Here is a 22,024-nt window from a genome sequence, read left to right on the forward strand (position 1 = left end):
CGTGATACATTTTTTCGACCGGTTTTTTCGGTCTTGTAATGATTGATTAGCGTCCCGAAGGCGCCGAACTTGAGGAAAATCTTGCTGGGCGGCGAATGGGGGTCGGGAGCACAGCGCAATTCGTGCAATAACAGGAACAGTGTTGTCAGGTTTCGTGGCTTTCCAGGCAACAGTTCAGCCAATAAAGTAGAGCCCGCAAAACACTCACATGGAGAACGCAATGAACATCCTGCAAGTCAATTCGAGCGCCCGCAGCGACGCCTCCAACTCCACCCGCGTCGCGAACAGCATCGTCGAGCGGCTGCGCGCGTCGCACCCGGGCGCCGCGGTCGTCGTTCGCAGCCTCGCGCACAACCCGCATCCGGTGCTCGACGAAGCGGCGCTCGGCGCGCTGTTCACGCCGGCCAACAAGCGCACGCCCGAGCAGGCGGCTCGCGTCGCGCTTGACGACGCGCTGATCGCCGAGATCCAGGCCGCCGACGCCGTCGTCATCGGCGTGCCGATGTACAACTTCGGCGTGCCGGCGCAACTGAAGCACTGGATCGACGCAATCACGCGAGTGAAGGTCACGTTCCGCTACACCGCGAACGGTCCCGAAGGCCTGCTGAAGGGCAAGAAGGTGTACGTCGCGTTCGCCCGCGGCGGCCGCTATCGCGACACCGCGGCCGATTCGCAAGTGCCGTATCTGAAGACGATCCTCGGTTTCCTCGGCATGACCGACGTGCATTTCATCTTCGCCGAAGGGCTCGCGATGGGCGCCGACGCCGAACAGCAGGCTTTCGCCGAAGCCGAGCGCGATATCGAGGCGGCGCTCGCCTGACGCACCCTCGCAGTGCGCCGGCCTGAACCCGGCGCTGCGGCCTCGCGCCGCACCTCTACTGATCGCTTCCGCAAAGACGGACGCCGCCCGCAGCCCGTGCGGGCGGCACAAGCGAACCCCCCGACCCCGCCAGGAGAATGAAATGGACGCCTCCCGCCCCGTGAGCGCTGAACCCGAGTTATGCACCGCGCCGGTCGCCTGCGGTGATAGAGGGACCTCCGGCGCCCGGCGCGGTGGATAACTCTGCGGAGGTGGTCGATTGAGAGGTGGACCCTCACGGGCCGACGGCATCGAAGTGCCCAAGGTGGAAGATACGAAGATCTCCACAGGCAAACCGGAGGGTCCGAAATGAATGTTAGCAAAAGCGTGCTCGGCGTCGATATCGCCAAGCGGGTGTTCCAGTTGCACTGGATCGACAGGGAGACCGGAGAGATCGTGAGTCTGCAGCTCAAGCGCGAGCAGTTTCTCGAGCACTTTGCCAACCGGCAGCCGTGCCTGATCGGCATGGAGGCCTGCGGCGGGGCGCAGCACTGGGCGCGCCAGCTCACGGCGCTGGGGCACCGGGTCAAGCTCATGCCGGCCAAGGCGGTCAAGCCCTTCGTGACGGGCAACAAGAACGACCGGCACGATGCGCGGGCGATCTGGACGGCGGTGCAGCAACCGCACGTCAAGGCCGTCGCGATCAAGACCGAGGAACAGCAGGCGATCCTGGCCCTGCACCGGATGCGTAGCCAGCTGGTCAAGTTCCGCACCGCCCAGATCAACGGCCTGCGGGGCTTGCTGACCGAATACGGCGAAGTGATGGCGCAGGGCAAAGCAGCCGTCAGCAAGGGCATCACGCAAGCCCTGGCACGGCTGTCGGATCGGTTGCCGGCGATGGTCATCGACACCCTGCGCGAGCAGTGGGCCCGCATCGAGAAGATGGATGCCGAGATCGCCACCATCGAGCGGCGCATCAAGGACTGGCTCAAGCAAGACGCCGCCTGCCGGCGGATTGCCGAGATTCCCGGCGTGGGGCCGCTGACCGCCACCGCGGCGGTCGCCATCATGGGTGATGCCAAGGCGTTCAAGTCCGGGCGGGAGTTCGCCGCTTTCGCAGGACTGGTGCCACGACAGACGGGCACGGGCGGGCGCATCAAGCTCCTGGGCATCAGCAAGCGCGGTGACACCTATCTTCGAACGCTGCTGATCCACGGCGCCCGGGCGGTCCTGACAACCGCGAAGGATCCGGGCGCGTGGGTGACCGAATTACGCCAGCGCCGACCGCTGAACGTCGCGGTGGTGGCCTTGGCCAACAAGATGGCGCGCACGATCTGGGCCCTTCTTGCCCATGAGCGGACGTACCAGAGGGAGTTTGTGAGTCAGCCGGCATGACGCTGACCCACAACATGTATCCACCACTTTGAAAAAGGAGTGGCCGCCGTAAAGGTTGCGCAAGGTCGATAAAAGTGTGATGGCAAACAGGTCAGACCGTGACCCGCCAAGCCTGTATCGCGGGATGGACTTCGAGTCCTTCAGGAGAATGAGGCGCGGGTCAGCGGATTCCATCAGGGCCAGCAGGTCTATTCCTGCACCACAGGCCGGATATAGAACTGCAGCCTATCTGCTCCAGCACACCAAAACCGATCTTGGCAAACGGGAGGCGTCCATATAGAACCGCGATGCCTACCGAACTCCATGAAGCGACCGCCGAACACGTCACACAGAGCCGCGCCGTCGAGCGCCTCGTTGCCGGACAGGCGACGTCCGATGGTGCCGGCGTGAAGCTGACCCGTGTGCTGGCACAGCCGCTGCAGCGTCGCCTCGATCCGTTCCTGATGCTCGATGCGTTCGGCAACGAGAACCCCGATGATTACCTCGCCGGTTTCCCCGACCATCCGCATCGCGGCTTCGAGACCGTGACCTACATGATCGCCGGACGCATGCGCCACCGCGACAGCGCGGGCCACGAAGGGCTGCTCGAGAACGGCGGCGTGCAGTGGATGACCGCCGGCCGTGGCGTGATCCACTCCGAAATGCCGGAGCAGGAAGAGGGCGTCATGGAGGGCTTCCAGCTGTGGCTGAACCTGCCGGCGCGCGACAAGCTCTGCGAGCCGTGGTACCGCGACTTCGCCGCCGCCGAACTGCCGCGGTTCACGACGGCGGACGGCATCGAGGTTCGCGTGATCGCCGGCGCGAGCCACGGCATCGCCGGTGCGGTGACACGTGACACGACCGCGCCGCTGTACCTCGACGTCCACCTGCCGGCCGGGACGCGCTTCGCCCAGACGCTGCCGCCGGCGCACAACGCGTTCCTGTACGTTTATCGCGGCGAGGTCGCGGTCGGTGGCACGGCGGTCGCCGAACAGCGCATGGCGATCCTCGCCAACGCGCCGCAGGCCGACGGCGTCGTCGTCGAGGCGGGCGCGGCGCCCGCGCGCATGCTGCTGATCGCCGGTCGGCCGCTGAACGAGCCGATCGCGCAGTACGGCCCGTTCGTCATGAACACGCAGGACGAGATCCACGCGGCGCTCGCCGACTACCGCGACGGGCGCTTCGCGGCACGCTGACGGCCGGTCAGTCTTCCCGCGCGAGCTGCACGAGCGCCGCAACCTGGTCGAGGATGGGCTGCGGCGTCGCGACGTTGCCGGCGAGCATCGCGCGGATCAGCACCGCATTGGCGACGATGCCGGGCGCGTCGGCGACTCCTTCGAGCGGCGGCGCGCCACCGCCTTCGGCCGGCCACGCGAGGCTGGCGACGCCTTCACGGAACGCTTCCATCGCCGGACGCCGGCGCGGATTCGCGTAAGCTTCGCCTTCGGTGCCGCGCATCAGCATCGCCCGGCCGCCATCGACGAGCAGGAATTCGTGCATCCGTTCGAGATATTCGGGGTGCGTGACCGCGACGACGCGCACGCTGCGGCCGACGCACGGGTCGATCAGCTTCGCCATCGTGTGGCCGCTGCCACGCACGCCGAGGCGTAGCCGCAGGCTGAGCAGGCGATCGAGGCCGGGCAGCAGCTGCGGCAGCGTCAGGCACGCGAGGTGGCGGTCGGCGAGCGCGCGGGCCGCGTCGTCGGCGTTCGCCGCCGGGACGATGTCGAGCGCGGCGAGGAGCTCGAACGGGCTGACGCGCGACTCGAAGTCGTGCCGCCCCTGGATCAGCACCGGCACGCCTTCGCGCGCGACGAGCAGCGCGACGAGCGGCATCAGGTTCGCCTGGCGACGTGCGCCGTTGTAGGTCGGCAGCACGACGCAGCGCGGGCCGGGCGGCACCATGATCTGCGGGCAGCGCACATCCATCGCGCGCTTGAAGCCGAGCAGCTCGTCGAGCGACTCGCTCTTGATCCGCAGCGCGATCAGCATCGCGCCGAGTTCGAGGTCCGGCACCTTGCCGTCGAGAATGTCGCCGAACAGCGCTTCGGCCAGCGGCCTGTCGAGGGAGCGCGCGCCCTTGGCGCCGCGTCCGATTTCCTTGATGATCGGGGCGTAGGTCATGGCGCGATTATCCGTCGCCGTGCGCATTCCAGCCAGCCAGGAGTACAAGAATGGAAGTCGGATTTATCGGACTCGGCCTGATGGGCCGTCCCATGGCGCTGAACCTGATTCGCGCCGGTCACCGCGTGCACGTCTGGAGCCGGCGCCGCGAATCGATGCAGCCGCTGCTCGACGCCGGCGCGGGCGACTGCGCGAGCGCGGCGGACGCGGCGTCGCGCGCCGAGGTCGTCATCAGCATGGTCGCCGATGCGCCCGACGTCGAGCAGGTCGCGCTCGGCCCGCAGGGCGTCGCCGACGGCGCTCGGCCGGGACTGATCTTCGTCGACATGAGCACGATCGCGCCGGCCGCCGCGCAGGCGATCGCGGCGCGCCTGCAGGAGCGCGACATCGCGATGCTCGATGCGCCGGTGTCCGGCGGCGAAGTCGGCGCGATCAACGCGACGCTGACGATCATGGTCGGCGGCGACGCCGCGGCGTTCGAGCGGGTGAAGCCGCTGTTCGAGGCGATGGGCAAGACGGTGTCGCTGATCGGTGCGAGCGGTGCCGGGCAGGTCGCGAAAGCGTGCAACCAGATCCTCACCGGCGTCGGCGTCGCGGCGGTCGCCGAAGCGATGAACTTCGCGCACAGGAGCGGCGTCGATGCGGCGAAGGTGCGCGAAGCGCTGCTCGGCGGCTTCGCGTATTCGCGCATCCTCGAAAACCACGGCCAGCGGATGCTGGACCGCAACTTCAAGCCCGGCTTCAAGGCGTGGATGCACCAGAAGGACATGCGCATCGTCATGGAAGAGGCGCACCGCCTCGGCCTCGCGCTGCCGTCGGCGGCGGCGACCGCGCAGATGTTCAACGCGATGGTCGGCAGCGGGCTCGGCGACGACGACTCGGTCGCGATGCTGAAGCTCCTCGAACGCATGAGCGGCGGCGAGACCGGGCAGGAGGGGAAATGATGGATGTCGGCTTCGTCGGCCTCGGCGTGATGGGCCTGCCGATGGCGCGGCATCTGCAGCATGCCGGCCATCGCCTGCACCTGTGGGCGCGGCGACCGCAGAGTGTCGCGCCGTTCGCGGGCAGCGATGCGGTGGTGCACGACAGTCCGGCTGCGCTCGCTGCGGCGACCGACGTCGCGTTCTCGGTCGTCACCGGGAGCGCGGACGTCGAACGGCTCGCGCTCGGTGCGGACGGCCTGATCCACGGCGCGCGCCCCGGCTGGGTGCAGGTCGACATGAGCACGATCGCTCCGGCCAGCGCGCGCCGCATCGCGGCAGCCCTCGAGGCGCGCGGCGCGGCGATGCTCGATGCGCCGGTGTCCGGTGGCGCACAGGGGGCGCAGGACGCGACGCTCGCGATCATGGTCGGCGGCAGCGCCGACGTGCTCGAACGGCTGCGCCCGCTGCTCACGTGCCTCGGGCGGACGATCGTGCATGTCGGCGACAGCGGTGCCGGCCAGGTTGCGAAAGCGTGCAACCAGATGATCATGGTCGCCGCGATCGAGGCCTGCGCTGAAGCGATGCACCTGGCGAACGCGCACGGTGTCGACCTCGCGGCGGTGCGCAGCGCGCTGCTCGGCGGCTCGGCGGCGTCGCGGGTGCTGGAAGTGATGGGCGAGCGGATGGTGCGGCGCGACTTCACCGCCGGCATCGAGTCGCGCCTGCATCACAAGGATTTCGGCATCCTCATGGACGAGGCGGCGAGGCTCGGCGCGCCGCTGCCGATCGCCGCGCAGGTGTGGCAGCAGTTGAACGCGCTGATGGCGGGCGGCGGCGGGCGGGACGACACGTCGAGTTTGTTGCGCGTGCTGGAAGCGAGCACCACCGAGCAGAGCGCACGATCGTAGGGCGGATGAGCCGAAGGCGTTATCCGCCACGTCTTGCCGCGATGCGTGTCCCGGCGTCGAAGTGGCGGAAGGCGCTGCGCTTTTCCGCCCTACGGCCGCTACGGCTGCTGTTCCGCCGGCCTGCCGTACCAGCGGAAGCGCTCGACGGCTTCTTGCATCTCTTCGTCCGACAGCAGCACCGGTTCGCCGAGCTGCCGCGTGCGCCAGTATTGCTCGCACAGGCTCTCGAACTCGAGCGCGAGCGCGAGCGCGTTGGCGAGGTTGCGGCCGAACACGAGCATGCCGTGGTTCGCCATCAGGCACGCGCTGCGTCCTTCCATCGCCACCGAGATGTTGTCCGACAGCGCCTGCGTGCCGAACGTCGCGTACGCGGCGCAGCGCACGGTAGGGCCGCCGAAGCGCGCGATCATGTAGTGGAACGGCGGGATCTCGAGCCGCTGGCACGCCAGCGCCGTCGCGAACGGCGCGTGGGCGTGGATGATCGCGCCGGCTTCCGGCCGCAGCGCGTAGAGGTCGTGATGCAGCCGCCATTCGCTCGATGGTGCGAGGCGGCCGGTCGGCGTGCCGTCGGCGGCGACGACGACCATGTCGTCGGCGCTGCATGATTCGGGCGCCAGCCCGCTCGGCGTGATCAGCATGCCGCCGCGCGTGCGCACGCTCGCATTGCCGGAGCTGCCGGTGTTCAGGCGCGCGGCACTCGTCGCCAGCGCGGTCGCGAGCAGTTCGGCGCGCAGGTCGGCGCCGTGGGCATCCGGCGGGCTCATGGCGCCTCCGGGAACAGGTCGCGCAGTCGTCCCGGCGCGCTCGATCCGCGCTCGGTGACGATGCTCGTGATCAGGCGGGCCGGCGTCACGTCGAACGCCGGGTTCGCGGCGCCGGTGGTGTCCGGCACGAGCGCGACGTCCTGCACGCTGCCGTCGGATGCGACGCCCTGCACGCTGCGCACTTCGGCCGGGCCGCGGTCTTCGATCGGGATCGCGGCGCCGTCCGGGCAGGCGAAATCGATCGTCGACAGCGGCGCGGCGATATGGAACGGCACGCCGTGTTCGCGCGCCGCGAGCGCTTTCAGGTACGTCCCGACCTTGTTCGCCGAGTCGCCGTTCGCCGCGACGCGGTCGGCGCCGGTGATCACGAGGTCGACTTCGCCGCGCGCGAGCAGGATTCCCGCGGCATTGTCCGCGATCACGCTGTGCGGCACGCCCGCTTCGCGCAGTTCCCAGGCGGTCAGCAGCCCCTGGTTGCGCGGCCGCGTCTCGCTGACCCATACATGCACTGCGATGCCGCACGCATGGGCCGCGTAGACCGGCGCGAGCGCGGTGCCGGCGCCGCAGGTCGCGAGCCAGCCGGCATTGCAGTGGGTCATGACGCGTACCGGCCCGTTGCGCCGCGCGACGACGGCTTCGAGCAGTGCGACGCCGTGGGCACCGATCGCGGCACAGGTCGCGGCGTCGCCGGCCCGGATCGTTTCGGCTTCGGCCCACGCCGCGTCGAGCCGCGCCGAGGCGGGCAGCGGGCGCAGCCGCGCCGCCATGCGGCCGAGCGCCCAGTGCAGGTTCACGGCGGTCGGGCGCGTCGCGGCGAGCGTCCTCAGCGCAATGTCGAGCTGCGCGTCGCTGGCGTCGCCGCCCAGCGCGATCGCGACGCCGAACGCGGCGGTCGCGCCGATCAGCGGCGCGCCGCGCACCTGCATCGAATGGATCGCGGTGGCGACCTCGGCGAGGGTGGCCAGCCGGCGCTGTTCGCTGCGGTATGGCAGCCGCGTCTGGTCGAGGACCACGATCGCGTCGCCGTCGCGGGCCAGCGTCGGCACGGGTTGAGTGAAGATCGGAAGGGTAGGCATGACGCGCATTTTAACGCTTCGCGGCGCCGCCGCCGCGCACGGGTTCCCGCGCTGGCCCCGCATTGGCCCTTCTGGCGCACTCTGCCAGAATGCGGCGATCCAGTTCTCGCGCGCGCCGCCCACCATGCCCACTTTCCCCGCCCGCATCGACTCCCGCCTGCCGGATGTCGGCACGACGATCTTTACGGTGATGTCCCGGCTCGCGCAGGAATGCGGCGCGATCAACCTGTCGCAGGGCTTCCCCGACTTCAACGCCGAGGACGTGCTGTTCGAGCGCGTCGCGCACTGGATGCGCGCCGGATTCAACCAGTACGCGCCGATGGCAGGGGTCGCGCCGCTGCGCGAGGCGATCGCGCACAAGGTCGCGGCGCTGTACGGCACCGCGTACGACCCGGAAACCGAGATCACGGTCACTGCCGGGGCGACGCAGGCGCTCTTCACTGCGGTCGCGGCGCTCGTGCATCCGGGCGACGAGGTCATCGTGTTCGAGCCGGTGTACGACTCGTACGCGCCGGCGATCGAACTGCAGGGCGGACGCGTCGTGCGGCTGCAGCTTGCCGCCCCCGGCTACCGGCCCGACTGGGACGCGGTCGCCGCCGCGATCACGCCGCGCACGCGGATGATCATGATCAACAGCCCGCACAACCCGACCGCGACAGTGTGGTCGGCCGACGACTTGGCGCGGCTGGCGGCGCTGACGCGCGGCACCGGCATCGTCGTCGTGTCCGACGAGGTCTATGAGCACATCGTCTTCGACGGCAGGCGGCACGAGAGCTGCGCGCGCGACGCCGAACTCGCTGCGCGCAGCGTCATCGTGTCGAGCTTCGGCAAGACGTATCACATCACCGGCTGGAAAGTCGGCTACGTCGTCGCGCCGCGCGAGTTGATGGCCGAGTTCCGCAAGGTGCACCAGTTCAACGTGTTCACCGTCAACACGCCGGTGCAGCTCGCGCTCGCCGACTATATGGCCGACGCATCGCGACACGAAGGGCTCGCAGCGTTCTATCAGGCCAAGCGCGATTTCTTCCGCGCCGCGCTCAGCGGCTCGCGCTTCGAACTGCTGCCGTCGGCCGGCACGTATTTCCAGCTCGCCCGTTATCGCGCCATCTGCGACGAGCCCGACACCGCTTTCGTCGAACGCCTGACGCGCGACAGCGGCGTCGCCGCGATTCCGGTCTCCGCGTTCTTCGCCGACGGTCGCGACGAGCGCGTGATCCGCTTCTGTTTCGCCAAGAACGAGGCGACGCTCGCCGCGGCCTGCGAGCGGCTGTGCCGGGTGTAGCGCGGGCTGCGTGCTAAACTCGCCGCGCTTCATTCCTGATAGATCCGCTCGTGCGAAACCTGCTCATCTTCATTCTCGTCCTCGTCGTCATCTGGTGGGTGCGCCGCGCGTTGAGCAAGCCCGGTGGAGGCGATGCGCGCTCGGCCGGCGGCCGGCGGGCCGGGCCGAAGAACGCGCCGGAACCGATGCTCGCGTGCGACCAGTGCGGCGTGCATGTGCCGGAGAGCGAAGGCGTGCGCGACGGCGACGCGTTTTTCTGCTGCGAGGAACACCGGCGCCTCGGCGTGCGGCGCTGACGGCGTGTGCGCCCGATGCCTGTGGCGGCATTCCCCGATCCCGATCTGGACCCGTCGCGCTGGGTTCCGCTGCGCTACCTGAACTTTTTCCGGCTCGTCATCGCCGGGCTGTTCCTCGTCGCCGGCAGCGAGCTGCAGCTCGGCCATGAAGCGCCGAAAATCCTCGTCGCGGTCGCGTTCGCCTATATCGCCGCGGTCCTGACGCTGGGGTTCCCGGACGCTGCGCGGCGCATCGGCCTGGACCGGCTGATCATGCTGCAGGTCGTCATCGACATCGCCGTGCTCGCGACGATCATGTGGGCGAGCGGCGGCTACCGCAGCGGCATCCCGGTGCTGATGATGGTGATCCTCGCCGGCGCCGGGCTGGTCGCCCAGGGGCGGGCAGTGCTGTTCTTCGCCTCACTCGCGACCGTCGTCGTGCTCGCCGAGAACAGCTGGCGGTTCTTCAGCGGACGCTCCCCGGCGGATTTCCTGCAGGTCGGCTTCGTCTGCATCGGGTTCTTCGGCATTGCGATCGTCGCGCGCCTGCTCGCGCTGCGCGCCAAGGCCAACGAATCGCTCGCGACGCTGCGCGGCGAAGCGCTGGTGAAGCAGCAGGCCGTCAATGAACGCATCATCCGCGACATGCAGGACGGCGTATTGGTGCTCGGCGCCGACGGCCGGGTGCGCCAGGCCAACCCGAGCGCCGCGCTGCTGCTCGGCGTCGATTCGCTCGAAGGCCGGCTGCTCGCCGAACTCGACGAGAGCTTTTCCGATTTCCGCGTCCGCTGCGCGAGCGCAGACGGCGCGCTGCAGCGGATGCGCGCGTCCGGCAAGTTGCTGCGCTGCCGCGCCGTCGGCGCCGGGGAAGATGGCGAAGGCGGCGGAGGCGAAGGCGCCACGCTGGTCTATCTGACCGATTTCGAAGAGATCCTGCAGCGCATGCAGCAGATGAAGCTCGCCGCGCTGGGGCGCCTGACGGCGAGCATGGCGCACGAGATCCGCAACCCGCTGTCCGCGGTGATGCAGGCGGCCGAGCTGCTGACCGAGGAAAAGCGCGCCGACGTCCAGGTCCGGCTGGTGCGCATCATCAACGACAATGCGCGACGCATCGAGCGCATGGTGCGCGACGTGCTGGCGCTCGGCCGGCGCGAGGAAGCGCTGCCCGAGGCGCTCGTCCTTGCGCCTTTCGTCGCCGGCGTGATCGACGAATCGACGCTCGGCGGCGGTGCGGAACGGGACGTTTTCCGCGTCGAAATCCCGGCGCGGGCGACGCTCGGCATCGACCGCGCGCATCTGCACCAGATCCTCGACAACCTCGTCGCGAACGCGCGGCGCTATTGCTCCGGCCAGCCCGGCGCGGTGCGCGTGTTCGCCGTCGACGCGGGCGGGCGTACCGCGCTCCACGTGCTCGACGACGGACCCGGTATCGGCGCCAGTGAGCGGCTGCGCGTCTTCGAACCCTTTTTCACGACGCATCCGAAAGGCACCGGCCTCGGGCTCTATATCGCGCGCGAACTCGCCGAAGCCAACGGCGCGACGCTCGAGCTGGCGGACAACGCCCCCGGCGCCCACTTCGTGCTCACTGGACGTACCCAGCCATGAACTACCCCGAACGACGCCAACGCCCCCGCACCGACGTCCTCGTCGTCGACGACGAGGAAGACATCCGCGAAGTGCTCGAACTGTCGCTGATGCGCATGGGCCTCGGGTGCGACACCGCCGGCACGATCGCCGATGCGCGCCGGTTGCTCGGCGACCGGGCTTATCGGCTGTGTCTCACCGACATGCGCCTGCCCGATGGCGACGGCATCGAGCTCGTCGCCCACATCCAGGCCCACCAGCCCGGCCTGCCGGTCGCCGTCGTGACCGCCTACGGCAGCATCGAAACTGCGATTCGCGCGCTCAAGGCCGGCGCTTTCGACTTCGTCACCAAGCCCGTCGAGCTGAAGGCGCTGCGCGAACTCGTGAGTCATGCGCTCAGGCTCGACGCGCCGGCCACCGCCGCGCCGGCCGCGAGCGGCCGCAGTCTGATCGGGCGCTCGGCGGCGCTCGCGCATTTGCGCGTCCAGGTCGAAAAGCTCGCCCGCAACCAGGCTCCGGTGTTCATCCACGGCGAATCCGGCACCGGCAAGGAAGTCACCGCGTGCCTGATCCACGAGCTCGGCCCGCGCGTCGCCGGACCGTTCGTGCCGGTCAACTGCGGCGCGATCTCGCCGGAGCTGATGGAAAGCGAGTTCTTCGGCCATCGCAAAGGCAGCTTCACCGGCGCGGTGTCGGACAAGGACGGCCTGTTCCAGGCGGCGCGCGGCGGTACGCTGTTCCTCGACGAAGTCGCCGATCTGCCGCTGGCGATGCAGGTGAAGCTTTTGCGCGCGATCCAGGAGCGCGCGGTGCGCCCGGTCGGCGCGCACGCCGAAGAGTCGGTCGATGTGCGCATCCTGTCGGCGTCGCATCGCGACCTCGCGCAGCTCGTCGCCGCAGGCAAGTTCCGCCAGGATCTGTACTTCCGCATCAACGTCATCACGCTGCGCGTGCCGCCGCTGCGCGAACGCCCGGAAGATATCCCGGAGCTTGCCGCGCACATCCTCGCCCGGCTCGCCGAGCGCGAAGGCGGCGCGCCCCGCCGTCTGAGCGCGGATGCGGCCGCCGAACTGCGCCAGCACGCTTTCCCCGGCAACGTGCGGGAGCTCGAAAATCTTCTCGAACGCGCCTGCGCGTTGTGCGACGGCGACGAGATCGGCGTCGAGGACGTCAAGCTGCACGCGACGACAGGCATCGGTCAGCCGCTGCGCTTCGACTTTGGCGACCACCCCGATGACGAGCACGCCGGCGACGGCGACGACGAGCGCCTGCGCGTGCTGCGCATGCTCGACGAGACCCGCTGGAACCGCTCGGAGGCCGCACGCCGGCTCGGCATGACGCTGCGGAAGCTGCGTTACCAGCTGCAGAAATGGGGAATGGAGTAACGGGAAACGGGCGTACGGAACGGATTCGCCGGCACCGACTCACACCCCACGTCCGGGCAACGACAGGGGGATTCCATGAACGCATCGAAAAGCTGGGGGCTTGCCGCGGTGATCACGCTCGTCGCCGTGGCCGGGTATTTCGCCCTGCGGGGAGCAGGCTCGCAGCCCGATCCGCAGGTCGCGGTCGAAGAGCCGTCCGCGCCCGCGCCGCTCACCGCCGAGCCGTCGATCCGCTACCCGATCGAGGCCGCCATCGACCCGGCCGCTGAGGTGCCCGACGCCGGGCCGCTGCCGGCACTGGACGAAAGCGACGCAGCCATCGGCGCCTCGCTCGACGCGCTTCTTGCCGGAGGCGCCCGGCCGGACCTGCTGCTGCTCCAGGACGTCATCCGCCGCATCGTCGTCACCGTCGACAACCTCCCCCGCGAGCGCTTCGCGCGGCGCCTGTCGCCGGTGAAATCGGTCGAGGGCAGACTGCTCGTGAGCGGAGACGGCGACGAGCTGGTGATCAGCGCAGACAACCGGGAGCGCTACGCGCCCTACGTGACGCTGGCCGAAGCCGTCGACATCCGCTATCTCGCGGCGCTCTACGCGCGCTTCTATCCGCTTTTCCAGCAGGCGTACCAGGAACTCGGCTATCCGCAGGGGTATTTCAACGACCGCCTCGTCGCAGTCCTCGACCACCTGCTCGCGACGCCCGAACCCGCCGGGCCGCTGCGCGTCGTCCAGCCGAAGGTGCTCTACCAGTTCGCCGACCCCGAACTCGAACGGCTGTCGGCCGGGCAGAAGATCCTGGTGCGCATGGGGCCGGACAATGCGGCGCGGGTCAAGGCGCGGCTGCGGGAATTGCGGCGGCGGGTCGCGGGAGGAGTGGGCGCGCCGTGAAAACGGTCTGACTCGAATGCACTCGTTTGTTACCAGAGCGTCGCAGTGCCGAATAAGGCGAAAGCCGGGTCGCAGGTAATCAGCTGCACGGACTCCAGTTCGCTCTGTGCCGCGAGCATCCGGTCGAACGGGTCGCGGTGTTCGACCGGGTAGCCGCCCGCTTTGAGGGCGTGAAAATGACAAACGGGTAGATGCTGGAATCCGTCGAGCGCAACCAGTTCGTCGAAACGGCGGACCGCGTCGGCCGCTTCGTTCAACTTGCCGAGGCGATGTTTGGTGGCGATTTCCCATGCGCTTGCTGCGCTGACGAGGACCACATTCGCGTCGTCCGCGATCGCCTCGCGTGCGACCGGCGACAGTCGCGGGTCGTCGGTGAACCACCAAAGCAAAGCGTGGGTATCGAGCAGATATCTCATCGCCCCTCCCACGCGTCGAGTTCGCTGTCGGGCAGCGGCTCGAAGAATTCGTCCCCGATGTGCCCCGCAAGGCGTCCCGGCCGGCGGACCGAAGTTGCCGGAGCGAGAGGCATCAGCCGCGCATACGGCTTTCCCGCCTTGGCCAGAATGATCTCCTGCCCCGCGTGGGCCTGTTCGAGCAATCGGGAAAAGTGCGTCTTGGCTTCATGGACGTTGACGACAACCGGCATCGGGTACTCCGTTTAATGGTTGAGCTACTGGACTAAGTCTAGAACGAAAACGTGGCCTGTCCCCGGTTTTTCTCCCCGGTTTTCCACGTATGGCGCTTGAAACCATAGCGAGGCCATGGCAGCATGCCTCTCATGCAAGCGACACTCGTCAGGAAGACCAGGGAGCGGTATGGCATCGGCATCGTGGAGGTCGTGATCTGGCTGGTGCCCGAGCCGGTGCCGCCTTCGATGCATCATTACAAATACCGGCTGGTCTATGTCGTCGAGGGGCTGCGTGTCGTGGGCTACGACAACGAGCGCGGCAAGGGCGACCACCGTCACTTGGGCGCGCGTGAGGAGCCCTACCGTTTCGCCGGTCCGGACGAGCTGATCGCTGATTTCTGGCGCGACGTGAAAGGAGCCATGCCATGAGCGAATCGATTCTGCACGTGCGAGTCGGGGTACCGGTCGAGGAAAGTCTCGGCGCGGCGGCCGAGACGATGAAGGCCCTCGACCGGGGCGAAGCGCCCGAGCCCTATTTCGGGGTGGGGTTCGAGGATATGAGCCAAATGCTGGCGGTCTTCACGCCCAAGCGCTGGGAACTCATCGGGGCGCTGCGGGCCGCCGGGCCGCTGACCGTGGCCGAGCTCGCCCGCCGGCTGCGGCGCAACTACAAGAACGTGCACGGCGACATCGCGGAGCTCATGGAATGGATGGCCGTGGAGCGCGACGAGGCCGGAAAGGTGTTCGTGCCCTGGTCGGAGATTGTGGTGGACATGCGTCTGCCGCATCAGGCAGCCGCGTAGCCCGGATACAGCGCAGCGGAATCCGGGAACGGCCGCCATCAGTGGCCACGGGCTTCCCCGGATTCCGGCCTGCGGCCTTCATCCGGGCTACGCGGCTGTTCGGCCAGTTGTTCGAGGTAATAGCGGAAGTTGTCCTCGCAGAAGAAGCAGGCGGAGCGATTGTTACCGCGCTGGATCAAGTGTAGCGGCACCCCAGGGATAAGAATTCGGTGGCGTCGTGGCATAGTCTGGCTGAAGGTGAACCGGGACGTTCGAACATACCACCATATCGCCTGAAAATGCTGAAAGCATTATAGGGGGCTTCGAGAGAGGCGGAAAACGAAGAAGACCGCCGGGGCGGTCTTCTTCGATGCAGCGTGGGTCAGGAGAAAAACATGTCCCCGGTTTCCAACCGGAGGCGCCCATTGAACACGCGCATGGAGATCGGCGCGCGTGATTGACGCCAGAGCCTCAAAAGGTCGCCCGACTGTCGTTCCTGTCACGCGTCGTGCACCGAGAGTGCGAACATCTCGTAGCCACGGATGGGAGCCTGTTACAGGCGCCACGCGGCGACGGGCAAGAGGCAAACTTGACCCTCATCGCCCGTAATCACCTCGTGACCCCGTCACATCCTCCTACGGATTTGCGCGGCGGGCCATCCAGCAGTTTGGTTGTCACACCGACGGGGTATAACAACCGAAACGCAGCCGCTCCAGTACGTACTCGTCCGCGGGGTGCAACGCATCTATCAGGTTCTTGATCAAAGCCTCGTCCCAAGCGTTTTTCGTCGCGACCGAATAAAGGCCAAAGCCGCGATCGCGCGCCACTGCGGAACCCGCAAAGCCTCCCGCCGCCAACGCAGCGGCCAAGGTCTGCGCGGTGAACGCCGTCTTGTGCGCCATGAATAGGTTGCCCTTTTCGATGTCGTGTTGAAACCCGTACATGATGTCGATGGCGGAAATCGGCCCCGCCGGCGACATGTAAAGGGTTTGTCCCAGAAACCCTTTCGTGATGGCCTGTGCCACCGAAAGAATATCGGGGCACAGCACCACGGCGAAACCGTCCGGTTTCAGCACGCGCATGAATTCGGCCAGCACCTGAGGTACTTCGAAGGACCATACGTGTTCAATATTGTGCGACGAGTAAATCGCGTCGATCGTGCCGTCCTCGATCATCGACATGTCCTGCAGCGTCCCGATCAGGTCGGGCTCGACCGCTTCGTTGATGTCGTAGCGCAACTCGTCCCAGCTTCCATCCTGGAAATAAGCCGGCAGATGCCGAATATCGAACGAACCGCAGCCCACATGCAGCAGCACTTTCATACAGAGTCCTCGAAAAAAAGCTGTTGAACCGCAACGCCCTCGTCCGGTGATCCAACCGGGACCGAGATTATCGTACGGTCCTCGTCCCGCAGGGTCAGCGGGTCGAAGCCATAGTGCTGTGTCAGCTGCCAGCGCACTTCGCCGAGGTGCTGGTTTCGCAAGGCTAGCCGCCAGTCCATGACCACCCCCAGGCTCTGGTGGACCGCCAGGCGAAGTCCCGCCAGATGCGCGCGATGGCTCAGGTCCTCCTCCATCAGCGCGGCGCCGTCCTCGAGCAGGGGGTCAAACTCGCCGAGCCCGGCAATGCCGGCCAGCCGGGCGCGATTGAGGGCAAGCACGGAGCCGTCCAGCACGCTCAGCCCGTGGACTGCGGCGCTGCGCTCCAGCCCCATCTGTTGCATCTCGAAGCACCCCTCCTTTTCGCCCGAGGGGACCATGAAGCTTGCGGCCTTGTTATCGGCCGGGGAGTGCCGCCAGTCGAGCCGGTCCCAGCTCCGTGCCCCTGCGATGCCGAGCAGGTCGCAGTGCGCCAGCGTCGAAACCACATCCCGGAAAAAACTCGCGGAGTGAATATCGATGTTCTTATGAACGATCACCACGATGTCTGCGCTGGGCTCGCGCAAGACGGCGCTGTAGACCCGGGTCTTGTGCTGCTCGGAACAGCGCAGAAAGTCGAGCCCGACCCCGGCGGGAAGCTCGCACCGGCTTGCGATGTCGTCGCGCTTGCGTTCGAAGGCCGCCGGGTCATCGACGACGATCAGGACCATGATGCGCATCGCGGCGACCGAGGGCTGGCGTGCGCCGGCGACCGCACGATTGCCTGCGCGCACCTTCAGGCAAGTCTCGAGCATGCGCAGCTGAGCCCGGTCGCTAGCGTCCTCGCCGACGGCCGTCGCCGCCAGCGCGACGACTTTTCTGCATTCCTCGTCGCGGCCCAGCAGCAGCTGGAAGCGCGCGATGTTGACCCAGACCGCAAACCGGTCACCCGCGTCGAAACCCTCGACCCGCTCGAGCAGGTAAGCGGCCGCTTCGTCGTACTTGCCGTCGGCGGTCAGGCGCTGGGTGTTCAGGATGTGGGCGGTGCCGCACGCCGGGTACGCCCGCAGGCAGTAGTCGACGATCCGCTGCGCCGCCTCGTACTGGCCGAAACGCAGCACACCATAGGCTCTCCTGACCAGTTCCTGCGCCGGCAGTGGCGCGACTGCGTCCTCGTGGCACGGCACGCCGTCGCGCTTTGCCTGCAGCAGCTCGGTGCAGCTGTGTTCGAGTTGCTCCGCGAACAGCTTTCCGTTGCCGAGCGCGGTCCGCGAAAAGCGCTCGCGCGCCTCGACGCGGAAGCGGGCAAGAAACGACACGTCGGCAGCGCCGGCTACCGCACGCTCGACGTAAGCCGCGGCATCGTCCACCACCCAGTCCGCCAGATCGAGATTGTTCAGGATCGATCTGCCCATCCGCGAGATCAGCGATTTGCCGGCCAGGCTGACGATGGGTACACCCATGTAGGTCGCAAAGCACGAAGTCGTGCCGCCGTTGAACGGATAAGTGTCGAGAACGATGTCCACGTCGTTGTACGACGCGAAAAAATCGGCACCGCCGGCGGGGCCGCGGAAATCGACGCGTTCGAGCGCAATGCCGGCGTTCCCGACTCGCTCGCGCATCGCGTCCAGCGCCGCCGGATCGTTGAAGCTGATCGAGCGCAGCAGCAACCTGGCGTCGGGCACGCGGTGCAGGATTTCCGCCCAGCAGGCCAGCGTCCGGTCGCCGATTTTTGCAATGTTTCCGATACATGCAAACGTCGGATAGCCGTTACGCACCGCGGCAGGCACGGGCTCGATCGGGGCTTCCTCCATCGGATCGAAGCACCAGAAAGAATTCGGCAGCACCAGCGGCATTTCCGCGTAGTAGCGGGCGCTGTCGGCGTCCGCAAGGTGGATGTCGAGGAATTTTCCGTCGATTGTGCCCAGCCCGGTCGTCGGCGGATAGCCGAGGCCGCTCAGCTGCACCGTGGCCAGGCACTCCTGCAGCAGATTCACGCGGTTGTTCGAGGTGTGTCCGGCGAGCTCGATCAGCACGTCCAGCTGATGCGATCGAATCAGCGCCACGAAACGGGCATCGGGCAGGTCGCTGACGTCGATAAAGTGATCGGCTTTTTCCCGGATCCGCGCCGTGTATTCGTCGGACTTCGGAATGTCGTGGTAGAGAACGATTTCGAAGCGGTCGCGGTCGTGATTCTCGAGCAGCGGCCTGAAGAAGTAGCGAACCGAGTGATTGCGAAAATCCGGCGACCAGTACCCGATGCGGATCTTCGAGCTGCGTTCCGGCAAAGCCGTCAGCGACGCGTCGCAGGTTTCGGCGTCGTCGGCCTGCGCGCGGGGGGCGAGGGTCTCGGCCCAGAAGCGGTGCTCGGCCGCGAGCTGCGCTTCATCGATGTCGTGATAGGCGCAGTTCAGCAGGTAGCAATTGGCCAGACGCAGATTGTCGAAGGATGCGAGCCACGCGCGCTTGGCGCGCTGACAGGCGAGTTCCGCGTTGCCCATCGCCAGGGCAATCGCGCCGAGCACCGCGTCGGACGCATAGAAGTCAGCATCGTAGACTTTCGCCTGCCGCAGATAGGGCAGGGCTTCGCCACTCATCTGGCGGTCTGCGATCGCTTTCGCATGGTTGACGACGACCGGCAGGTAGGCGTCGTCGAGGGAGAACGCCTGATCGAACACCGCCGCCGCACCGGCGTCGTCTCCGGTATTGGCAAGGCAGCAACCGAGGTCGTTCAGGGCGAGGACGTCGTGTGGAAATTCTTCCAGGTAGCTGCGGTACGCCAGGATCGCGGAGCGGAAGTCGCCGCGGTGAAACAGGGTCTGGGCTTGCTCCTGCGTGGAAATCGGCTTTGAACTGTGCGCGCTCGTCGCGGGACGCGCAAAAAGATTTTTAACGAGACGTAGCAGCATCGGCGGCGGGAAATCCGGGCAGGGTTGCGGTTCGAGGCGGGCTTGCGCGCAGGCCGCCGCGACTCACTTGGCGTTTCGCGACTGCCGTGCTTTCGACAACTCGACCACCAGCCCCTCAGTGGCGACATTGATGAAGTCCTTGGGGTAGCCTTTGGCCTGGAGTTCCCACTTGAAGCTGTTCGCAAGGATGGCGCGTTTCATGAAGCCCATGCCGGTTTGCAGTTGATGCTCTTTCGCGGTTTCGAAAGCCTGCTCGAGCAGACGCGACACCCGGTTTGCCGACAACACCTGGCGGCCCTTGTCCATCAGCTTCGGCGGGATGTTCTTGGCCAGGTGCTCCGCCAGCTTGCGCGCCAGCGCTTTTTCCGGCGCGCTCGTAAATAGCCCGAATAGGCTCATGCCCTCACCCCATTAAAAATAAAAAGCCCCTCTCACAGAGGGGCCTGACTTGAGTGCCCTTTTTAGGCGCGGCAGGATGCGGGGACGTACTTGGTGTCGGAGCCGGTGCATTTCCAGGTCAGCGTACCGGCAGCCGACTGGACCGCCGGCGTTAGTGTAACTGTGACGGCGGCGCCGACGGAAGTCGTAGCGGTGCTGCCGGCCACCGAGACGACGCCGCCGTCCGTCACCGTTGCGCCGGTTACCTTTCCAGTGGCGGTGATAGCGCAGTCGGCTGCAACGGTCGTCGGGACCGACGCGCCGCCGACCGATTGATAGACCTCGGTGATGCAGGTGCGCGCGCTACTGGCAGCCAGCACCAATTCCGAGACCTTGGCGCGAATCGTGTAGTTCTGGTATGCAGGCAATGCGACTGCCGCAAGAATGCCGATGATTGCCACAACAATCATCAGTTCGATCAGCGTAAAACCCTGTTGAACCTTCTTCATGATGTTCCCCTTTGAACAGCGGAAAGCCCGCTTGGCAGGGATAAGGCAACGGCCGTGCCAGAAGTCCTGAGGCCGGAATTACAGGGGCATGCCCCCGAAAAGCCGGTCTGGAGCGTCAAGGTGTGACGAGAGGGCGTAACGGATTGTCAAAAAGTGACAAAACTAGAATCGCGACGGAAACCGGGGGGACGGACCACAACTTGGAAGCGATCCATGTCCGGCCCCTGCTCCTTGTCCCCCGCGCGGCGGAACCGGCACCTATAATTTCCACTATGCGACTCACCGACACTCAAGCGACGACGATTCGGCAATTGACTGCGGAACTGGCCGGCCCGTCTGCCAGCGTCCGCCTTTTCGGCTCGCGGCTCGACGACGGAGCGCGGGGGGGCGACGTAGACCTTTTTCTCGAGGTGCCGACGCCGGTCGATGAACCGGCATTGCTCGCTGCAAGGCTTGCCGCCCGTGTGTCGCGCGCTCTGGACGATCGCCGCGTCGACGTGCTGATCAGCGCGCCGAACCTCGCTCGTTTGCCGATCCATGAACTCGCATCGAAAACGGGGCAGAGCTTATGACGATCGATCCGGGTCGTTTGCTTCGGCTGCAGTTTCTCGTCCGCGTGGTGCGCCGCGAATGTGCCCATCTCGCGACGACCGACCATCGTCTTTTTGATCAGCCGTTTACGCCGGACCGCGCACGGCAGCTCGCTACCGACCCGGACCTTGCGGAACGGGTGGATGCTTTCGTAGGACGCTTTGCCCGGCTTCAGGACACACTCGGCGACAAGTTGCTGCCGCAGATTCTTGTCGCCCTCGATGAAAAGCCGGGTGCCGCGATCGATAACCTGGATCGTGCGGAGCGTTTGGGTTTTATCGAGTCTACCGACGAATGGATCACCATTCGAAAGCTCAGAAACCAGATGGTCCACGAGTATGTGGAGGACATGCTCGTCCTGTCGGACGCATTGCAGGCCGGCCACCGGTTCGTTCCGGTGTTGATCGGCGCAGCCGACGCGATGGAGGCTGAAGCGCAGCGTCGCGGGTGGGTCTGATTGCGGAAAGTCAGGGGGGAGCGATTCGGCTGAATCAATGGAATGACCAGCGACCGGTTTCTGCAGGCTTTTCGGAGGCGCATGAAAACGTGAAACACCTCACCGACGGTTGGCTCGCGGGCGCCGAGTGCTGCGCGTCGCCGAATTTCGACGTGCGGCCCGACTGCTGCGACGTGCGGCTCGTCGTCGTGCATGCGATCAGCCTGCCGCCCGAGGAGTTCGGCGGGCCGGGCGTGTCACAGCTCTTCACGAACGCGCTCGACCCGGCTGCGCACCCGTACTTTGCGACGATCTGCGACCTGCGGGTGTCGGCGCATTTCTTCATCCGCCGCGACGGCCTTGTCATGCAGTTCGTGTCGACGGACATGCGCGCGTGGCATGCAGGCGTGTCGAACTGGCGCGGGCGCGAACGCTGTAACGATTTCTCGATCGGCATCGAGCTCGAAGGCTCGGACACGCAGCCGTTCGAGCCGGTGCAGTACGAGCGGCTCGCGGCGCTCGTGAAGGTGCTGCGTGCGCATTACCCGATCGACGACGTCGTCGGGCATTCGGACATCGCCCCGGAGCGCAAGACCGATCCGGGGCCGTTCTTCGACTGGGAGAGGCTGCGGGGGCTGCTCGCAGCCCCCCTGGGTGCACCGCCGCGACCGGACGCAGGCGGTGGAGTGCCCGGCTGAGCGCTCAGCGGATCGGGATGACGATCGGCGGGACGCTGACGCCGATGACGATCGCGGGATCGCGCGAATATACCGGTGCCGGCGGCACGTAGTACGACGGGCGCTCGTAGTAGCGGTATTCGCGCACCACCGGGCGGCGTTCGACGATGCGTTCGCGGATCACGACGCGCTCGTGGTCGTGCTTCCAGTGCTTCTTGTAGTGACCGTGGCGGTGGCCGCGATCATGGTCGCGCCATTCCCGGTCATGGTCGCGCCATTCGCGGTGGTCGCCGCGGTCGGCGTGGGCCGGTAACGCGGTGAGCATTGCGCCGCCGGCGACGAGTGCGGCGAGCAGTTTGAGCGTGTGCGATTTCATG

At 66.9% G+C, this 22,024-nt stretch carries 25 protein-coding genes; 15 read left to right on the forward strand and 10 right to left on the reverse strand.

The genetic code is table 11. The annotated features are described in order from the left end of the window. The first annotated feature begins 220 nt into the window (after nucleotides 1-220). The 3 genes from pbN1_RS11705 to pbN1_RS11715 all read left to right on the forward strand — a co-directional run bounded on the left by pbN1_RS11705 (nucleotide 221) and on the right by pbN1_RS11715 (nucleotide 3,369). A complete protein-coding gene (locus pbN1_RS11705) occupies nucleotides 221-820 on the forward strand; it encodes an FMN-dependent NADH-azoreductase (protein WP_169201674.1) in 600 nt (199 codons plus the stop codon). A 348-nt stretch (nucleotides 821-1,168) separates the two neighbouring features. Then, the gene (locus pbN1_RS11710) at nucleotides 1,169-2,194 is read left to right on the forward strand and encodes an IS110 family RNA-guided transposase (RefSeq protein ID WP_169201673.1); all 1,026 of its coding nucleotides are present in this window, start codon (nucleotides 1,169-1,171) and stop codon (nucleotides 2,192-2,194) included. 287 nt (nucleotides 2,195-2,481) lie between these two features. Beyond that, nucleotides 2,482-3,369, forward strand: a complete 888-nt coding sequence (locus pbN1_RS11715) for a pirin family protein (protein WP_169201672.1) — start codon at nucleotides 2,482-2,484, stop codon at nucleotides 3,367-3,369. 7 nt (nucleotides 3,370-3,376) lie between these two features. Here pbN1_RS11715 and ybiB read toward each other — a convergent pair whose 3' ends face one another. Then, complete coding sequence (ybiB, locus tag pbN1_RS11720; RefSeq protein WP_169201671.1) at nucleotides 3,377-4,297, reverse strand: DNA-binding protein YbiB; 921 nt, start codon at nucleotides 4,295-4,297, stop codon at nucleotides 3,377-3,379. A 50-nt stretch (nucleotides 4,298-4,347) separates the two neighbouring features. On the opposite strand from ybiB, the gene pbN1_RS11725 reads away from it, so the two are divergent. Then, nucleotides 4,348-5,241, forward strand: coding sequence for a 2-hydroxy-3-oxopropionate reductase (locus tag pbN1_RS11725; RefSeq protein ID WP_169201670.1), 894 nt, complete (start codon nucleotides 4,348-4,350; stop codon nucleotides 5,239-5,241). Further along, on the forward strand, nucleotides 5,241-6,128 hold the full coding sequence (locus tag pbN1_RS11730) for an NAD(P)-dependent oxidoreductase (RefSeq protein WP_169201704.1): 888 nt from the start codon (nucleotides 5,241-5,243) through the stop codon (nucleotides 6,126-6,128). Before pbN1_RS11725 ends, pbN1_RS11730 begins: the two co-directional genes overlap by 1 nt. Before the next feature lie 98 nt (nucleotides 6,129-6,226). Here the strand turns inward: pbN1_RS11730 and pbN1_RS11735 are convergent, their stop codons facing one another. Then, nucleotides 6,227-6,892, reverse strand: a complete 666-nt coding sequence (locus pbN1_RS11735; protein ID WP_169201669.1) for a class II aldolase/adducin family protein — start codon at nucleotides 6,890-6,892, stop codon at nucleotides 6,227-6,229. Continuing rightward, a complete protein-coding gene (mtnA, locus tag pbN1_RS11740) occupies nucleotides 6,889-7,977 on the reverse strand; it encodes an S-methyl-5-thioribose-1-phosphate isomerase (protein ID WP_211161377.1) in 1,089 nt (362 codons plus the stop codon). The genes pbN1_RS11735 and mtnA overlap by 4 nt, the downstream gene beginning before the upstream one ends. A 115-nt stretch (nucleotides 7,978-8,092) precedes the next feature. Between mtnA and pbN1_RS11745 the strand changes: the two genes are divergently transcribed. From pbN1_RS11745 to pbN1_RS11765, 5 genes are all read left to right on the forward strand, one after another. Continuing rightward, nucleotides 8,093-9,250, forward strand: coding sequence for a pyridoxal phosphate-dependent aminotransferase (locus tag pbN1_RS11745; RefSeq protein WP_169201702.1), 1,158 nt, complete (start codon nucleotides 8,093-8,095; stop codon nucleotides 9,248-9,250). A 50-nt stretch (nucleotides 9,251-9,300) separates the two neighbouring features. Further along, the gene (locus tag pbN1_RS11750) at nucleotides 9,301-9,546 is read left to right on the forward strand and encodes a PP0621 family protein (RefSeq protein ID WP_169201668.1); all 246 of its coding nucleotides are present in this window, start codon (nucleotides 9,301-9,303) and stop codon (nucleotides 9,544-9,546) included. A gap of 15 nt (nucleotides 9,547-9,561) precedes the next feature. Further along, on the forward strand, nucleotides 9,562-11,130 hold the full coding sequence (locus tag pbN1_RS11755) for a sensor histidine kinase (protein WP_169201667.1): 1,569 nt from the start codon (nucleotides 9,562-9,564) through the stop codon (nucleotides 11,128-11,130). Further along, entirely contained in the window at nucleotides 11,127-12,494 is a 1,368-nt protein-coding gene (locus pbN1_RS11760; RefSeq protein WP_169201666.1) for a sigma-54-dependent transcriptional regulator, read from the forward strand. Before pbN1_RS11755 ends, pbN1_RS11760 begins: the two co-directional genes overlap by 4 nt. Before the next feature lie 75 nt (nucleotides 12,495-12,569). After that, entirely contained in the window at nucleotides 12,570-13,379 is an 810-nt protein-coding gene (locus tag pbN1_RS11765; RefSeq protein ID WP_169201665.1) for a DUF3014 domain-containing protein, read from the forward strand. Between the two features lie 29 nt (nucleotides 13,380-13,408). On the opposite strand, the gene pbN1_RS11770 is transcribed toward pbN1_RS11765, so the two are convergent. Together pbN1_RS11770 and pbN1_RS11775 are read right to left on the reverse strand one after the other, a co-directional pair. Continuing rightward, the gene (locus pbN1_RS11770; protein ID WP_169201664.1) at nucleotides 13,409-13,795 is read right to left on the reverse strand and encodes a type II toxin-antitoxin system VapC family toxin; all 387 of its coding nucleotides are present in this window, start codon (nucleotides 13,793-13,795) and stop codon (nucleotides 13,409-13,411) included. Continuing rightward, nucleotides 13,792-14,025 carry a type II toxin-antitoxin system Phd/YefM family antitoxin gene (locus pbN1_RS11775; RefSeq protein WP_169201663.1) on the reverse strand — a complete coding sequence of 78 codons (234 nt, stop codon included), beginning with the start codon at nucleotides 14,023-14,025 and terminating at the stop codon, nucleotides 13,792-13,794. Before pbN1_RS11775 ends, pbN1_RS11770 begins: the two co-directional genes overlap by 4 nt. Nucleotides 14,026-14,157: 132 nt before the next feature. Between pbN1_RS11775 and pbN1_RS11780 the strand changes: the two genes are divergently transcribed. Next, nucleotides 14,158-14,436: a toxin-antitoxin system TumE family protein gene (locus pbN1_RS11780; RefSeq protein ID WP_244856926.1), complete on the forward strand. Its 279-nt coding sequence runs from the start codon at nucleotides 14,158-14,160 to the stop codon at nucleotides 14,434-14,436. Continuing rightward, a complete protein-coding gene (locus pbN1_RS11785; protein ID WP_169201661.1) occupies nucleotides 14,433-14,810 on the forward strand; it encodes an HVO_A0114 family putative DNA-binding protein in 378 nt (125 codons plus the stop codon). The genes pbN1_RS11780 and pbN1_RS11785 overlap by 4 nt, the downstream gene beginning before the upstream one ends. Nucleotides 14,811-15,463: 653 nt before the next feature. Here the strand turns inward: pbN1_RS11785 and pbN1_RS11790 are convergent. The 4 genes from pbN1_RS11790 to pbN1_RS11805 all read right to left on the reverse strand — a co-directional run bounded on the left by pbN1_RS11790 (nucleotide 15,464) and on the right by pbN1_RS11805 (nucleotide 19,943). Next, complete coding sequence (locus pbN1_RS11790; protein WP_169201660.1) at nucleotides 15,464-16,111, reverse strand: class I SAM-dependent methyltransferase; 648 nt, start codon at nucleotides 16,109-16,111, stop codon at nucleotides 15,464-15,466. Continuing rightward, nucleotides 16,108-19,056 carry an O-linked N-acetylglucosamine transferase, SPINDLY family protein gene (locus pbN1_RS11795; RefSeq protein ID WP_169201659.1) on the reverse strand — a complete coding sequence of 983 codons (2,949 nt, stop codon included), beginning with the start codon at nucleotides 19,054-19,056 and terminating at the stop codon, nucleotides 16,108-16,110. The genes pbN1_RS11790 and pbN1_RS11795 overlap by 4 nt, the downstream gene beginning before the upstream one ends. Nucleotides 19,057-19,119: 63 nt before the next feature. Further along, the gene (locus pbN1_RS11800) at nucleotides 19,120-19,455 is read right to left on the reverse strand and encodes a hypothetical protein (protein WP_169201658.1); all 336 of its coding nucleotides are present in this window, start codon (nucleotides 19,453-19,455) and stop codon (nucleotides 19,120-19,122) included. A 62-nt stretch (nucleotides 19,456-19,517) separates the two neighbouring features. Next, a complete protein-coding gene (locus tag pbN1_RS11805) occupies nucleotides 19,518-19,943 on the reverse strand; it encodes a pilin (RefSeq protein WP_169201657.1) in 426 nt (141 codons plus the stop codon). A 200-nt stretch (nucleotides 19,944-20,143) separates the two neighbouring features. Between pbN1_RS11805 and pbN1_RS11810 the strand changes: the two genes are divergently transcribed. From pbN1_RS11810 to ampD, 3 genes are all read left to right on the forward strand, one after another. Continuing rightward, on the forward strand, nucleotides 20,144-20,515 hold the full coding sequence (locus pbN1_RS11810; RefSeq protein WP_210147479.1) for a nucleotidyltransferase family protein: 372 nt from the start codon (nucleotides 20,144-20,146) through the stop codon (nucleotides 20,513-20,515). Further along, a complete protein-coding gene (locus tag pbN1_RS11815; RefSeq protein ID WP_169201656.1) occupies nucleotides 20,512-20,991 on the forward strand; it encodes a hypothetical protein in 480 nt (159 codons plus the stop codon). The genes pbN1_RS11810 and pbN1_RS11815 overlap by 4 nt, the downstream gene beginning before the upstream one ends. A gap of 89 nt (nucleotides 20,992-21,080) precedes the next feature. Beyond that, nucleotides 21,081-21,668, forward strand: a complete 588-nt coding sequence (ampD, locus tag pbN1_RS11820) for a 1,6-anhydro-N-acetylmuramyl-L-alanine amidase AmpD (protein ID WP_169201655.1) — start codon at nucleotides 21,081-21,083, stop codon at nucleotides 21,666-21,668. Between the two features lie 4 nt (nucleotides 21,669-21,672). Here ampD and pbN1_RS11825 read toward each other — a convergent pair whose 3' ends face one another. Continuing rightward, nucleotides 21,673-22,023 (reverse strand): hypothetical protein, encoded by a 351-nt coding sequence (locus tag pbN1_RS11825; protein WP_169201654.1) that lies wholly within the window; start codon nucleotides 22,021-22,023, stop codon nucleotides 21,673-21,675. Nucleotide 22,024 lies beyond the last annotated feature (1 nt).

This window comes from Aromatoleum bremense, assembly GCF_017894365.1.
GTDB lineage: Bacteria > Pseudomonadota > Gammaproteobacteria > Burkholderiales > Rhodocyclaceae > Aromatoleum > Aromatoleum bremense.

Bases quoted from the DNA above. Each gene is read 5' to 3' on its own strand.
- pbN1_RS11710 (WP_169201673.1), top strand. From the start codon at position 1,169: ATGAATGTTAGCAAAAGCGTGCTCGGCGTCGATATCGCCAAGCGGGTG.
- ybiB (WP_169201671.1), bottom strand. From the start codon at position 4,297: ATGACCTACGCCCCGATCATCAAGGAAATCGGACGCGGCGCCAAGGGC.
- pbN1_RS11815 (WP_169201656.1), top strand. From the start codon at position 20,512: ATGACGATCGATCCGGGTCGTTTGCTTCGGCTGCAGTTTCTCGTCCGC.
- pbN1_RS11765 (WP_169201665.1), top strand. From the start codon at position 12,570: ATGAACGCATCGAAAAGCTGGGGGCTTGCCGCGGTGATCACGCTCGTC.
- pbN1_RS11785 (WP_169201661.1), top strand. From the start codon at position 14,433: ATGAGCGAATCGATTCTGCACGTGCGAGTCGGGGTACCGGTCGAGGAA.
- pbN1_RS11760 (WP_169201666.1), top strand. From the start codon at position 11,127: ATGAACTACCCCGAACGACGCCAACGCCCCCGCACCGACGTCCTCGTC.
- pbN1_RS11790 (WP_169201660.1), bottom strand. From the start codon at position 16,111: ATGAAAGTGCTGCTGCATGTGGGCTGCGGTTCGTTCGATATTCGGCAT.
- pbN1_RS11725 (WP_169201670.1), top strand. From the start codon at position 4,348: ATGGAAGTCGGATTTATCGGACTCGGCCTGATGGGCCGTCCCATGGCG.
- pbN1_RS11780 (WP_244856926.1), top strand. From the start codon at position 14,158: ATGCAAGCGACACTCGTCAGGAAGACCAGGGAGCGGTATGGCATCGGC.
- pbN1_RS11795 (WP_169201659.1), bottom strand. From the start codon at position 19,056: ATGCTGCTACGTCTCGTTAAAAATCTTTTTGCGCGTCCCGCGACGAGC.
- pbN1_RS11745 (WP_169201702.1), top strand. From the start codon at position 8,093: ATGCCCACTTTCCCCGCCCGCATCGACTCCCGCCTGCCGGATGTCGGC.
- pbN1_RS11800 (WP_169201658.1), bottom strand. From the start codon at position 19,455: ATGAGCCTATTCGGGCTATTTACGAGCGCGCCGGAAAAAGCGCTGGCG.
- pbN1_RS11705 (WP_169201674.1), top strand. From the start codon at position 221: ATGAACATCCTGCAAGTCAATTCGAGCGCCCGCAGCGACGCCTCCAAC.
- pbN1_RS11735 (WP_169201669.1), bottom strand. From the start codon at position 6,892: ATGAGCCCGCCGGATGCCCACGGCGCCGACCTGCGCGCCGAACTGCTC.
- pbN1_RS11770 (WP_169201664.1), bottom strand. From the start codon at position 13,795: ATGAGATATCTGCTCGATACCCACGCTTTGCTTTGGTGGTTCACCGAC.
- pbN1_RS11715 (WP_169201672.1), top strand. From the start codon at position 2,482: ATGCCTACCGAACTCCATGAAGCGACCGCCGAACACGTCACACAGAGC.
- pbN1_RS11730 (WP_169201704.1), top strand. From the start codon at position 5,241: ATGGATGTCGGCTTCGTCGGCCTCGGCGTGATGGGCCTGCCGATGGCG.
- pbN1_RS11825 (WP_169201654.1), bottom strand. From the start codon at position 22,023: ATGAAATCGCACACGCTCAAACTGCTCGCCGCACTCGTCGCCGGCGGC.
- pbN1_RS11805 (WP_169201657.1), bottom strand. From the start codon at position 19,943: ATGAAGAAGGTTCAACAGGGTTTTACGCTGATCGAACTGATGATTGTT.
- pbN1_RS11775 (WP_169201663.1), bottom strand. From the start codon at position 14,025: ATGCCGGTTGTCGTCAACGTCCATGAAGCCAAGACGCACTTTTCCCGA.
- pbN1_RS11755 (WP_169201667.1), top strand. From the start codon at position 9,562: ATGCCTGTGGCGGCATTCCCCGATCCCGATCTGGACCCGTCGCGCTGG.
- mtnA (WP_211161377.1), bottom strand. From the start codon at position 7,977: ATGCGCGTCATGCCTACCCTTCCGATCTTCACTCAACCCGTGCCGACG.